Origin of the sequence: Oceanobacillus arenosus (assembly GCF_003369575.1) — a bacterium.
Taxonomy (GTDB): domain Bacteria; phylum Bacillota; class Bacilli; order Bacillales; family Amphibacillaceae; genus Oceanobacillus; species Oceanobacillus arenosus.
The window spans coordinates 346,432-359,720 of sequence record NZ_PIOC01000001.1 but is presented as its reverse complement, the minus strand read 5'-3'; the positions used below and the strand labels follow the sequence as shown (position 1 = coordinate 359,720).

Genomic DNA, 13,289 nt, shown 5'->3' with positions numbered 1-13,289 from the left:
TTTTCATTTAAATTGAAAGGATATTATAAATGACTGTTCTTTGGATGAATCTTGCTATCACTTTTAGTTGCGGATTTTTTGCCAGATACTTTGCTGCTCCTGTAATGGCAACAGGTTTATCTGCTGCTGTAAAGCCTAATAAACTACTAATATTTTGTTCGTTAGCAACACTTGTACTAATTTCAGGTCTGCGGTCAAATATTGGAGATACATCTTCTTATATACATTCCTTTGAAATCAAGGATTTTACTTGGGAAACCATCCTTGCTGGGAAAGATATAGGCTTTGACGTTTTCCAAATGTTCTTGAAAAATTATATCTCAGAAGATCCGCAAATCATGATCTTCACAGCAGCACTAATTACAAATGTACTAATTATCATTGTCCTATACAATTACTCTAGATTGATTGAACTTAGCTTGTACGTTTATATAACAGGTGGTTTATTTCTAGTTTCGATGAATGGGATTAGACAGGTCCTTGCAGCAGCAATTACGTTTGCAGCGGCAAAATATTTAATTAATGGGAATTGGAAGCGATATTTTCTTATTATTATTTTTTCATCATTCTTCCATCAAAGTGCACTCATTTTGCTTCCAATGTATTTTATTGTGCGTTTTAAGGCATGGTCAAAGGCTACCTTCGCTTTGATTATCTTTGCGATTATTGTTGTTTTCGGCTACGAGCAATTTTCTGCGCTATTGTTTAAGGCAATTGATGACACACAATATAGTGGTTACGTTGATTTTACTGAAGGTGGGGCGAATTTTCTTCGAGTGGTTGTTGAAGCAGCACCACTTATAATCGCTTATTTAGGGAGAGATAAGTTAAAGAAACTATTTCCTGAGAGTGATTATATTGTCAATATGACATTACTTGGTTTTGTCTTTATGGTCATTGCAACGCAGGAGTGGATCTTTGCTAGAATGTCCATTTATTTTCAACTTTATGGATTGATTCTTGTATCATGGCTTCCAAAGCTGTTCAGAGGGAAGGATCAAAAGCTTATCTACTTCGCAATCATCGTTTTTTACTTTGCCTATTATTATTATGAGGATGTAATTTCCCTCAATATCTTATATAAAAGTGATTATTTAATTTGGTAAAAAGTAAAGGAGGAAAATAAATGGCAATTCTAGTAACGGGTGGTGCAGGATATATTGGAACACATACCTGTGTCGAGCTTTTGAATGGAGGATATGACATTATTGTGGTTGATAATTTTTCCAATAGCAATCCACAAAGCTTGAAGCGAGTTTCAGAGATTACTGGTAAAACTTTTCCAATATACGAAGCAGATCTACTGGAGAAAGAAGATATGATGGAAATATTCGCGGAGAATGAGATTGAAGCGGTTGTCCATTTTGCTGGACTCAAGTCTGTTGGTGAATCGGTTTCCGTTCCACTTCATTACTATCAAAATAACATAACAAGCACCATTATTTTATGTGAAGTAATGCAGCAATTTGGTGTGAAAAAAATCGTATTTAGCTCCTCTGCTACGGTATATGGCATAACGGATAATATGCCAATAACGGAAGATACGACATTACAAGCAATCAATCCTTATGGTCGCACAAAGCATATGATTGAGGAAATCTTAGGGGATGTAGCATTTGCGGACCCTTCATGGAGTATCGCGATACTACGCTATTTTAATCCAATTGGTGCCCATGAAAGTGGAAGGATTGGAGAAGATCCTAATGGGATACCGAATAATTTAATGCCGTACATTTCCCAGGTTGCTGTTGGCAAGAGGAAGCAGCTCCAAGTATTTGGAGACGATTATCCGACAAAGGATGGAACAGGGGTAAGAGACTATATTCATGTTACCGATTTAGCGATTGGACATTTACGAGCCTTGGAAAGGGTGCAGATGACAACAGAAATTGAGGCATTTAACTTAGGCACGGGTTTTGGTTACAGTGTATTGGAAATGGTAACCGCATTTGAGAAGGCCGCTGGCGTAGCAATTCCCTATCAACTAGTAGACCGGCGCCCAGGTGATAGTAGCATTTGTTATGCAGATGTTACGAAGGCTAGGAAAGAATTGAACTGGAAGGCAATAAGAGGGATTGAGAAGATGTGTGAGGATACATGGCGTTGGCAACGTGAAAATCCGGATGGATATGCAAAAGTAATCAAAAAGAATAAAAATCAGAAGACTCCAGTGCGACAGTCAATGGGGTTTTTTAATGTGTAAAAAAGGCTGGTATTCAGATGAAAAGAGCACTTGATGTATTCACTTCATTAACATTGATTATCATATTCCTACCAATCCTTCTTATCGTTGCAATTATGGTGAGGATCGCCTTAGGTGCTCCTGTTTTATTTAAGCAACAACGCCCAGGATTGAATGGGAAGCCGTTTTACCTTTATAAATTTAGAACAATGACCAACGCATTAGATCCAAATGGGCAGCTATTATCGGATGAACAGCGAATAACCGCACTTGGTATGTTTCTTAGAAAATATAGTTTAGACGAGCTTCCGCAATTATTCAATGTTCTAAAAGGGGAGATGAGCTTGGTTGGACCGAGGCCGTTGTTAATGGAGTACTTAGCTCTCTACACCGAAGAGCAACGTTTACGCCACACGGTAAGACCAGGTATTACCGGTTGGGCACAGATCAATGGGAGAAATGCAATTACTTGGGAGGAAAAGTTTAACCTTGATATTTGGTATGTTAATAATCAACATTTTTTACTGGATTTAAAGATTCTTGTGCTTACGATTGTAAAAGTTTTGAAGCGGGAGGGTATCCGGTCTGAGGATTCCGTTTCGATGATGAAATTTACAGGCAAGAAAGAAGTGTTATAGGATGCGAGTAATTATCTTGGGAGATGGTGGTCACAGCAGGGTCATCCAGGAAATGATATTTGCTAATGGGGAGTACGAAGTGGTCGCGGTTTTAGATGATAAGTATAAACAAGGGTTTCAGACGAAGGGTATCATTCATGCGCCAATAGCCTTCTTAACGAGATTATTTAATAAAAATACAAAAGTGGTTGTCGCAATTGGTGACAATGTGATTAGAAAACTGATTGTAGAGCGCCTTCATTTGTCACAAGAAGACTATTTACCCGTTATCCATCCAACAGCGGTAGTGAGTAGTACCGCTGAAATCGGCAATGGAACGGTAATTATGCCGAATGTGGTGATTAATGCCAAGGCTGTGATCGGTAATCATTGCATTATCAATACGGCCGCAATTATTGAACATGATAATACAATCGAAGACTATACCCATATTTCGCCAAATGCAACATTAACGGGAAATGTGACTACTGGTGAAGGTGTACATATTGGGTCAGCAGCTACTGTCATACCAGGCATTCATCTTGGAAGCTGGTCAGTTATCGGGGCAGGATCTACCGTTATTGAACATATTCCGGCATTTAGCAAAGCAGTAGGTTCACCAACACGAATTATTAAAAGGATCGTCATGGATAAAAAAGCTTTTTCATAAAAAGTAAGACATTATTCAGAGGGGGCTTGCCTACTGAATCGACTTTAGACTTAGGCGGGATAATAATTAGAAAATAGAAAAGGTGATGATTCCATTGTCGAGATCAATGATTTATCTTTCTCCACCTCATATGACTGGGGAGGAACAACAGTATTTAAACGAAGCATTTGCATCCAATTGGATCGCACCAGTTGGACCAAACGTGGATGCATTCGAACAGGAGATTGCAGAATTAGTTGGGGTAAATGGTGCGCTAGCGGTAAGTTCAGGTACTTCTGCCATTCACTTAGCTCTTTCCTTGTTGGATATAAAAAAGGGTGATACAGTATTTTGTTCAACCCTTACCTTTGTTGCGAGTGCAAATCCAATTTTATATCAAGGTGCCGAGCCAGTCTTTATCGATTCAGATCCAGATTCATGGAATATGTCACCAAAAGCACTAATGAAAGCATTCCAAGAATCGGCTCTTAAGAGGAAACTACCAAAAGCGGTAATGGTTGTTAATTTATATGGACAAAGCGCCAAAATGGATGAAATCCTACTTATCTGCGATCAATATGGTGTCCCACTGATCGAGGATGCCGCCGAATCGCTTGGAACGACCTATCAGGGTAAAGCATCAGGTTCATTCGGTAAGTTCGGTATTTACTCTTTCAATGGAAATAAAATTATTACCACTTCTGGAGGCGGCATGCTTGTCTCAAATGATGAAGCCGCACTAGAACGAGCCAGATTTTTAGCAAGTCAAGCACGAGATCAAGCTACGCATTATCAGCACAGTGTGATGGGATATAACTACCGCTTGAGTAATCTCTTAGCTGGTGTCGGCAGAGGACAGTTACGAGTATTAGGAGATCGTGTTGCAGCTAGAAGGAAAATATTTGATGTTTACTATAGTAACCTATCAGATCTTCCTGGTATTCACTTTATGAGTGAATTAGAGAATACAGCCATGAATCGCTGGCTTACAACATTAACCATTGACGAGAAAGTATCCGGTGTGACTACGGAACAGCTACTAACTGCATTTTATCGTGAAAGGATAGAGGCAAGACCAGTATGGAAACCACTTCATCTGCAACCACTTTTTAAAGGGGCACGTTTCTACGCCCATGAAAGGAGTCATGATGTTGCAGAAGAATTATTCCGAACTGGAATCTGCCTTCCATCTGGATCTAGTCTTACTGAAGAAGAACAACTGCGGGTCATTCAATGCGTAAGAAAAGTATTTGATCAGCCCATCCGAAATAGGAGTTATTTATTTCCTGGAAAACAAGAGGTTTAGCCTATGATAGGGGAAAATATTCAAAGACTTCGTAAAAGCAAGGGGCTCACACTATCGGAGTGTGCCGAACGAGCAAATATCTCGAAGTCCTATTTAAGTAATATTGAACGAAATTTAAATCAAAATCCCTCCATCCATATAATCGAGAAGCTGGCTGTTGTACTCGATGTTGACTTAAGAACATTACTCGGCACAGTGAAATCTGCAAATGAACAAATACCAGAAAATGAATGGCTGGAATTTGTGAATGAGTTAAAGAAATCGGGGGTTGAGAAGGAACAGTTACAGGAGTTTAGGGCTGTGATTGAATTTGTTAGGTGGCAGAAGGGGAAGTTGGGGGAGAAAAAATCTGGAGGAAAAGATAAATGAGACGTGAAGCGCCATTAAGGATTCTTCAGGTAGTTGGTGCTATGAATATGGGAGGAACAGAGACGATGCTGATGAATATTTATCGGCATATGGATCGTGAAAGCGTACAGTTTGATTTTATTTCTTATAGCAGTCAGGAAGCTCATTATGATCAAGAAATAAAAGCGCTTGGTGGTTCTGTGATTAAGCTATCAAAAACCAATTCAATTAAAGAAATATATAACGTAATAAAAAGGAATGGACCGTATGATGCTGTTCATGCACATACGCTTTTTCACTGTGGTATTGCAAATGTTGCTGCCTATTTAGCTGGTGTGAAAATTCGGATTTCACATGCCCACACAACATTAGACAATAGTAATAGTATTGCAAGAAAAGTTTACATTACTACGATGCGCACTATTATCAAACTATTTTCTACCGATCTATTAGCATGTAGTAATGGAGCGGGAACTTATTTATTTGGCAAGAACGGTGTCAATCAAAGAAAGTATTCCTTTTTTCCTAATGTGATAGATTATTCAACCTTCCTGCAACCTTCTTATGCAGAGGTTAAGAAATTTAAATTAGAAGCGGGTGTAGGAAAAAGTATCATTATTGGTCATGTTGGAAGATTTATCGAGGCAAAAAATCATACCTTTTTATTAGAAATAATGAAAAGTGTGATCAAGAGAGATCCATCAATAAAATTATTATTAGTTGGAGATGGGGATCTTAGGCTCGAAATAGAGGCAAAGGCAAAGAATGATGGTCTACTAGCCAATATCAAGTTTGTTGGCATAAGAACGGATATAGCAACGATGCTCCACAATATGGATGTTTTTGTTTTTCCGTCCATTCATGAGGGATTAGGACTTGTATTATTGGAGGCACAGGCAAGTGGGATTCCGTGCATCGTATCAGAAGCAATCCAACCCGAAGCAGATTTAAACATCGGTTTAGTTTCAAAACTTTTATTAGCAAATGGACCTGATGTTTGGGCTGATAAGATTATCGAAGTTGCAAATAAAAAAGAAAAAAATACAAATAAAATAATAACTGGATTTGAGGAAAATGGATATTCGCTTACACTGGCGTTTGAAAAACTAAAGAAAATTTATAAATCAAGTGATGGGGTTGCAGATGAAAAATATCTTGATTACCACCTTTGACATGGAAGTTGGTGGGGTAGAACGTAGCTTAATTAGCATGTTAAGTAACTTTGATTATGAAAGTTATCAAGTCGATTTGATGCTATATAGCCATACTGGTGACTTCATGAGTTTGCTTCCAACTGGACCTAATTTAATCGAGGAGTCGAATATATACAAAACCTTTCGCATGTCGATAAGTGAAGTAATCAAAACTGGTCAACTATCAATTGGAATGACAAGACTTCTAGCAAAGTATCGAGCAGGCATAGGTAAATCAGCGGAAACAGGCTATAAACAGATGCAGTACATGTGGAAATATGCATTACCATTTTTACCTAAGGTTGAAAAACAATATGATGTCGCAATCAGTTATTTATGGCCACATTACGTTGTTGCCGAAAAGGTAAAGGCAAAAACAAAGATTGCCTGGATACACACAGACTTTTCAACCGTCGACACAGATATCGATATGGACGTGAAAATGTGGAATAAGTTTAATCATATCGTAGCAGTATCTGAGGATTGCAAACAAGCATTTATTAAGAAATATCCAAGTCTTAAAAAGAAGGTAATGGTAATGGAAAACATTACATCCCCAGACCTTGTCCAGTCACTTGCTAATGAAAAAGTGGAAAATCCAATGGATAGTGATCCGCGATTCAAAATAGTAACGGTTGCTAGGCTATCACATGCCAAGGGGATTGATCAAGCCGTCAGAGCACTTAAGTTATTAAAGGTAAAAGGAATTGATCAGATTGCTTGGTATGTCGTTGGTTATGGTGGTGATGAGTCAATGCTTCGAGAATTAATTGCAGCGAACGATCTTAGTGAAAGCTTTATATTATTAGGGAAAAAGACGAATCCATATCCATATATGAAGGCAGCGGATCTTTATGTGCAGCCGTCGCGTTATGAAGGAAAGGCTGTTACGGTAGGGGAAGCACAGATTCTTGGAAAGCCAGTATTGATAACTAATTACCCTACAGCGGGGAGTCAGGTACGGGATGGGATTGATGGGGTAATTTGCGAGTTGTCGGTTAAGGGGGTTGTGGATGGGATTGAGAGGTTATTCAATAATCTAAAGCTCGGAAAACATCTAGCAAGTAACTGTATAAAGAATGACTATCATAATGTAAAGGAACTGCAAAAATTATACGAAATCGTATAGGAGGGACAATGCATGCCAGAGAAGGGAAAGGTTAGTGTTATTGTCCCTATCTATAAAGTAGAGAAGTATATTCATAGATGTGTAGATAGTATTATTAACCAAACATATGTTAATCTAGAGATTATTTTGGTAGATGATGGATCACCAGATAATTGTGGAGAAATTGTGGATGATTATCAAGAAAGTGATACTCGCATAAAAGTTATCCACAAGAAGAATGGTGGATTATCTGATGCTAGGAATCATGGCATGAAGCAGGCAACAGGAGAATTTATTATGTTCGTTGATAGTGATGATTGGTTAGATAAAACTATGATTGAACTCCTGGTCAGTAATAGCATTGAGAATAAAGCTGATATTGTGCAATCAGCTTTTTATTATGCTTATGAAGATAGATTGCTCATTGATAATAGGTATAGTACAGAAGGAGATTCGCTGGAAATATTAACAAATAAATCCTTGATGTACGAGTTGGTTACAAATAAAAAGGTAAAAAATTTTGCGTGGGGGAAGCTTTATAGAACAGAATTAATAAGCGACATTCCATTTGAAAAGGGAGTCCTATTTGAAGACATATTCTGGGCTTATCAAGTCATGCAGCGGGTAAATACGTTTCTATTGTTACAACAACCTTTTTACTATTATTATCAACGAAGTGATAGCATCGTTGCAACGTATACACCAAGAAATTTAGATATTATAAGGGGATTAAAAGAAAGACATCTCTTTATTGAAAAACAATATGAGGAGCTCACTGATGCATCATTTAAGGAGATATTAAAAATGTGCCTCATTCATTATAACTTGTTGCTATTAAACAGAAAGAAAGACAAAGGTGGAACACATCGAAAGAAAATCCATTCGTACATACGAGATAATAATAGTAATCTAAAACGTGCTGTTCAAGATGAAAGAGAGTTGCAAAGACAGTTATTCTTATTTTCCTTCCACCCTTATCTCAACGTTCTTTATCTTGGATTACGAAAAGGATTGAGGAAAATAAAGCTATTATCAAAGCCTGAAGGATTAAAGCAGGTAGATGTTTAAGAGGATAAGCTGGTAGTGGAGTTTAAGAATAGTTTTGATAAATTTGTAGAAATTATTTTTGGAAGTGAAGTGATAACCAGATGAAAAAAAGTATTTTATTCGTTATTGATTCATTGGATATTGCTGGCGCAGAAAAAAGCTTGGTAACACTATTATCTATGCTTGATTACTCAAGATATTCTGTTGACCTCCAGTTATTTTCCCATGGTCATGCATTAGAGGAATTAGTGCCAGAAGAAGTTAATATCCTAGAGCCATTAAAATATACTAACTTTACGAAACAAAACGTAAAAGATTCAATAAAATATGCTATCGGCGAACGTGAGTACATGATGTTGTACTCAAGGTTGAAGTATTCAATAGGCATAAGAAGAAAGGAATATACCAACCCTCAAAAAGCTATGATCTTTTGGCAAAGTGTTTCCAAAGTGATTGAGAATAACCCTAAAACATATGATATAGCTGTAAGCTATGCACAGGGGATTCCAACTTTTTATGTAGCTGAAAAAATAAAAGCAAATAATAAATTTGCGTGGGTAAACACTAGTTTGATAATAAGTGAGATGGAAAGAGATTATCAAACGAAATTTTATGATAAATATAATAAGATTATTGCTGTATCCTATTCAGCCAAAGAAAAGTATTTAGATATATTTCCTTTTTATTCTGATAAAATAAAGGTAATATTTGACATTAATAATCCTATCTTAATTAACAAAATGTCACAAATAGGTAAAGATTATGAGGATAATTACAATGGAATTAGGATCTTAACAATAGGTAGATTATCAGAAGGAAAAGGATATGATATTGCGCTAGAAGCTTGTAAAAGACTTAAAGAAAAAGGGATAAACTTTAAGTGGTACGTATTAGGAAAAGGCCCTTTAAAAGAGGAAATTGAGGATTTTATTATAGTGCATGATTTAGCTGAACATTTTATTTTATTAGGGGTAAAAACAAATCCATATCCATTTATCAAGGATGCTGATATCTATGTACAAACTTCAAGATTTGAAGGCTTTGGACTTGCAATTGCTGAAGCAAGAATGCTTAATATCCCAGTAGTTACAACGAGATTTGACGCAGTATTTAATCAGATGATTCACGAAAAAAATGGCCTGGTTGTTGATATGAATGCAGATGCAGTAAGTGATGGAATCCTAAGGTTGATAAATGATCAAGAATTACGACAATCTATTGTAAATTACTTACATTCAGAGAAGAAGGGGAATACGGAGGAAATAGAAAAGGTTTATCAGTTATTAGGATAATAATGATGTTGAAAGAGTGTGACCATAGTGAAGATAAAAATCGTATTTATGATTATTAATATGAATATCGGCGGAACAGAAAAGGCATTACTTAATATGATTGCCGAGATGCCAGAGGATGAGTATGATATAACTATTCTAATGCTGGAGAAGTATGGTGGGTTTTTAGATTCTATTCCTAATACTGTTCATATAGACTACATACTTGAGTATCCTTCATTAAAGAACACGCTAAATCAGCCTGCTAAAGTAACGGCAATTAATCTCTTTAAAACAGGGAAATTAATAAAGGGGTTAGGCTTAACAATTGCAACCGTATTAGCTAAGACTATGAAAAATAAAAGTTTATTTTTTCATTATCTATTAAAAAATGTTCCAATCTATAAAAATGAATACGATGTTGCGGTAGCTTATGCTGGTCCAATGGACTTCATAAGCTATTTTGTTGTTCATAAGATAAAAGCTAGGAAGAAGATTCAATGGATTCATTTTGATGTAACTAAGATTGGATTTGATGTAAATTTTGCAGCTAAGACTTATAAAAAGTTTGAAAGATTTTTTGTAGTTTCGGAAGAGGCAAGGAGTAAATTAGTATCTTTAGTACCTGTTGTAGAAGAAAAGTCTGAGGTTTTTATAAATTTAGTGTCTCCAAACTTAATTCGAACCAAGTCCAAGGAAGGAAAAGGATTTAATGATGGTTTTAATGGGATAAAAATACTTACAGTAGGGAGACTTGCTACTGAAAAGGGACAGGACTTAGCTATAAGAGTCTTATCAAGGCTAATTGATGATGGCTATGATGTTAAATGGTATTGCTTAGGAGAGGGAAGCTACAGAAGTGAATATGAAGGTCTTATTAAAGAATTAAAACTTCAAGATAGATTTATTTTATTAGGTCCAGATTCAAACCCATATCCTTACATGGATCAGTGTGACATTTATGTTCAGCCTTCGAGATATGAGGGGTATTGTATTACTTTAATTGAAGCAAGGTGCTTGGCTAAACCTATTGTAACTACAAATGTTAATGGGGCAAAAGAGCAAATAGAAAATGGGGAGACAGGGTTAATTGTGAATATCGATGAAAAGCAAATTTATAATGGAGTAAAAGAATTAATTGATAATCCAAAACTGTGCCAGGAATTCAGTGACAATTTATCTAAATACCCATTCGAAAATACACAAGATATGAGTGGATTTGCAATATCATTAACTTAAATTATATTTTTATAGCAATAAAATATTATGGATATTTATTGAGGTGAATTAGAATATGAGGATGCTGGTAAATGCTTATTTTGCTAAAAACATAGGAGACGACTTATTTTTAAAAGTGTTATTTGACAGATATCCAGATGTTGAGTGGTATTTGTTAACTTCAAATAAAACTTATCGTGAGATTTTTAGTAATTATAATAATGTTGTTATATTAAGAAGTCTAAGTGTTAATTTTTTCGGATTGCGGAAAGTAGATGTTTTTAGTAAAATAAACAATTTGTTAAATTTCTGGAAATATGATGGACTTGTTATCATAGGGGGATCAATATTCATGGAAGGTCCAGATTGGAAAGGATTTTTAACAAGTAAAAGCATATTACCAGATAAATTGAAAAAATTAAACAAAAAATCATTTATAATTGGAGCTAATTTTGGACCGTTTTCAGATAATGACTTTGTTAACAGTCATAAGAAATACTTTTCATTGTTTGAAGATGTTTGTTTTAGGGATTTCAATTCATATTCGCTATTTAAAGATCTTAAAAATATAAGAGTTTCTACAGATGCGGTTTTTAACTTAAAAAAGGATGATTCTAATTCTATTGTTATGGAAAGGAGTATAGGTTTTTCTCTCATTAATTTAGAGAAAAGAGAGGATTTGAGAAATTATAATACAGTGTACAATGACAAAATTGTTGAGTTAGTAGAATACTACAGTAAATTAGGATTTAGTATTAATTTATTTTCATTTTGCGAACAAGAAGGTGATTTGAGTATGTGTAATAATATAAAACAGAGAATTGGGGTAGAACACAAAAGTAAAGTAAAGATAATAAATTATAATGGAAATATAGATGCGTTCCTTGTTAAGTACCGGTCCTGTGATTTAATAATAGGCACAAGGTTTCACTCTATAATACTTGCACTTCTTTATAATATAAACGTATTTCCTATTATATATAGTAATAAAACACATAACATACTAAATGATCTAAACTTAGAAGGAAATGGTGTCTTTATAAAGAATATGGAGAAATTGAAACCGGAAAATGTAATTCCAATACCTAATAAAATTGATATTGATAAAGTATGCGATGAAGCAACAAATCAATTTAAAGCACTTGATTTGTTTGTCGGAAAATACTAAAAGATAATATATTAATAATTTCCCTATAAAATAATTAATGATCCAATACTTATTATTTTGTAGTGATTATTAAAGAGGTGATGAAATAAATGAAACCAGCTATAAGTATAATTGTTCCGATTTATAACGTTGAAGAGTACTTGGAAACATGTCTAGAGTCTATATTAGAACAAACGTTTTCTGACTTTGAACTTATACTTGTAAACGATGGATCAACAGACAAGTGTGGAGAGATATGTGATTATTATGCTGAAACAGATAGCAGGACAAAAGTTATCCACAAACAGAATGGCGGAGTATCTTCAGCCCGAAATAAAGGGCTAGAAGTCTCAAATGGGAAATATATAGCATTCGTTGATCCAGATGATACTATTGAGCAAAATATGTATGAAATAATGTATAAAAAATCTATAGTGCATAATGCAGATATAGTTGTATGTCCTATCAAAACGATCGATTTGATAAATAATACAAATAGGAGAAGTGAAATTTGGGAAAATACAGATATATTGGATAGAACGGAAATAAAAATTCAAATTATTCCATCTATATTATCAAACAAAGACTTAAGTTTAATATCCAGTGTAAATAAGCTCTATAGAAAGTCATTATTTTACACAAATAATATAAAATTTGATGAAGATAAGCATCATAGTGAAGATGCAAGATTAAATTTTAAGTTATTGACATTGATAGAGAGTTTAATTTATGTAGAAGAACCTTTGTATAATTATTATATGCGCAAAAGGGATTCTTTAACGCGGATATTTAGGGAGGATCTATATGACTATATAGTGGATAATAAAGAGTTTTTAATAGATATATCTAAAGTATACGGGTATGAAATCTTCATAAAGAGTATAAGGAATCATTTTTCCAAGGTAACTTTATCATATATACATGAAGTAGTGAATAGTACTATATTAATAACTAATAAATATAGAATACTGTCTTCAATATTAAATGATAAAGAGTTTTATAAAGATTTATTGAAATATAAAAGTCCATCAATATATTATATGTCTATCAAGATAATTTGCTTGTTAAAAAATGAAAAGCTATTAATTAGATTTATAAAGGCAAAAAGTGAATTTCAATATTTTGTGAAAAATAATATAGTGGGCATTATAAAAAAAATAAGTAATTTTTAATACTGAGTACGATTTTTTAAATGCTATATTT

The 13,289-nt window shown here is 34.7% G+C and carries 13 protein-coding genes; all 13 read left to right on the top strand.

What is annotated here, in order from left to right:
- The first annotated feature begins 29 nt into the window (after positions 1–29).
- The 13 genes from CWR48_RS01515 (at position 30) to CWR48_RS01455 (ending at position 13,258) form a co-directional block, all read left to right on the top strand.
- A complete protein-coding gene (locus tag CWR48_RS01515) occupies positions 30–1,106 on the top strand; it encodes an EpsG family protein (protein WP_115771268.1) in 1,077 nt (358 codons plus the stop codon).
- 20 nt (positions 1,107–1,126) lie between these two features.
- Positions 1,127–2,203 carry a UDP-glucose 4-epimerase GalE gene (galE, locus tag CWR48_RS01510; protein ID WP_115771267.1) on the top strand — a complete coding sequence of 359 codons (1,077 nt, stop codon included), beginning with the start codon at positions 1,127–1,129 and terminating at the stop codon, positions 2,201–2,203.
- A 17-nt stretch (positions 2,204–2,220) separates the two neighbouring features.
- Entirely contained in the window at positions 2,221–2,820 is a 600-nt protein-coding gene (locus CWR48_RS01505) for a sugar transferase (RefSeq protein WP_115771266.1), read from the top strand.
- Position 2,821: 1 nt separating this feature from the next.
- Positions 2,822–3,469, top strand: coding sequence for an acetyltransferase (locus tag CWR48_RS01500; RefSeq protein WP_115771265.1), 648 nt, complete (start codon positions 2,822–2,824; stop codon positions 3,467–3,469).
- 85 nt (positions 3,470–3,554) lie between these two features.
- Complete coding sequence (locus CWR48_RS01495; protein ID WP_115771264.1) at positions 3,555–4,754, top strand: DegT/DnrJ/EryC1/StrS family aminotransferase; 1,200 nt, start codon at positions 3,555–3,557, stop codon at positions 4,752–4,754.
- Between the two features lie 3 nt (positions 4,755–4,757).
- A complete protein-coding gene (locus tag CWR48_RS01490) occupies positions 4,758–5,123 on the top strand; it encodes a helix-turn-helix domain-containing protein (RefSeq protein ID WP_115771263.1) in 366 nt (121 codons plus the stop codon).
- A complete protein-coding gene (locus CWR48_RS01485) occupies positions 5,120–6,274 on the top strand; it encodes a glycosyltransferase family 1 protein (RefSeq protein WP_115771262.1) in 1,155 nt (384 codons plus the stop codon). The genes CWR48_RS01490 and CWR48_RS01485 overlap by 4 nt, the downstream gene beginning before the upstream one ends.
- Positions 6,246–7,424: a glycosyltransferase gene (locus CWR48_RS01480; RefSeq protein WP_115771261.1), complete on the top strand. Its 1,179-nt coding sequence runs from the start codon at positions 6,246–6,248 to the stop codon at positions 7,422–7,424. Before CWR48_RS01485 ends, CWR48_RS01480 begins: the two co-directional genes overlap by 29 nt.
- A 12-nt stretch (positions 7,425–7,436) precedes the next feature.
- A complete protein-coding gene (locus tag CWR48_RS01475; RefSeq protein WP_115771260.1) occupies positions 7,437–8,471 on the top strand; it encodes a glycosyltransferase family 2 protein in 1,035 nt (344 codons plus the stop codon).
- Between the two features lie 80 nt (positions 8,472–8,551).
- Entirely contained in the window at positions 8,552–9,742 is a 1,191-nt protein-coding gene (locus CWR48_RS01470; RefSeq protein ID WP_115771259.1) for a glycosyltransferase, read from the top strand.
- 27 nt (positions 9,743–9,769) lie between these two features.
- A complete protein-coding gene (locus tag CWR48_RS01465) occupies positions 9,770–10,960 on the top strand; it encodes a glycosyltransferase (RefSeq protein WP_115771258.1) in 1,191 nt (396 codons plus the stop codon).
- 55 nt (positions 10,961–11,015) lie between these two features.
- Positions 11,016–12,107: a polysaccharide pyruvyl transferase family protein gene (locus tag CWR48_RS01460; protein ID WP_115771257.1), complete on the top strand. Its 1,092-nt coding sequence runs from the start codon at positions 11,016–11,018 to the stop codon at positions 12,105–12,107.
- Between the two features lie 89 nt (positions 12,108–12,196).
- On the top strand, positions 12,197–13,258 hold the full coding sequence (locus CWR48_RS01455) for a glycosyltransferase (protein ID WP_115771256.1): 1,062 nt from the start codon (positions 12,197–12,199) through the stop codon (positions 13,256–13,258).
- Positions 13,259–13,289 lie beyond the last annotated feature (31 nt).

Coding starts and splice junctions, on each gene's coding strand:
- CWR48_RS01515 (WP_115771268.1), top strand. CDS start 30: ATGACTGTTCTTTGGATGAATCTTGCTATCACTTTTAGTTGCGGATTT.
- galE (WP_115771267.1), top strand. CDS start 1,127: ATGGCAATTCTAGTAACGGGTGGTGCAGGATATATTGGAACACATACC.
- CWR48_RS01505 (WP_115771266.1), top strand. CDS start 2,221: ATGAAAAGAGCACTTGATGTATTCACTTCATTAACATTGATTATCATA.
- CWR48_RS01500 (WP_115771265.1), top strand. CDS start 2,822: ATGCGAGTAATTATCTTGGGAGATGGTGGTCACAGCAGGGTCATCCAG.
- CWR48_RS01495 (WP_115771264.1), top strand. CDS start 3,555: ATGATTCCATTGTCGAGATCAATGATTTATCTTTCTCCACCTCATATG.
- CWR48_RS01490 (WP_115771263.1), top strand. CDS start 4,758: ATGATAGGGGAAAATATTCAAAGACTTCGTAAAAGCAAGGGGCTCACA.
- CWR48_RS01485 (WP_115771262.1), top strand. CDS start 5,120: ATGAGACGTGAAGCGCCATTAAGGATTCTTCAGGTAGTTGGTGCTATG.
- CWR48_RS01480 (WP_115771261.1), top strand. CDS start 6,246: ATGAAAAATATCTTGATTACCACCTTTGACATGGAAGTTGGTGGGGTA.
- CWR48_RS01475 (WP_115771260.1), top strand. CDS start 7,437: ATGCCAGAGAAGGGAAAGGTTAGTGTTATTGTCCCTATCTATAAAGTA.
- CWR48_RS01470 (WP_115771259.1), top strand. CDS start 8,552: ATGAAAAAAAGTATTTTATTCGTTATTGATTCATTGGATATTGCTGGC.
- CWR48_RS01460 (WP_115771257.1), top strand. CDS start 11,016: ATGAGGATGCTGGTAAATGCTTATTTTGCTAAAAACATAGGAGACGAC.
- CWR48_RS01455 (WP_115771256.1), top strand. CDS start 12,197: ATGAAACCAGCTATAAGTATAATTGTTCCGATTTATAACGTTGAAGAG.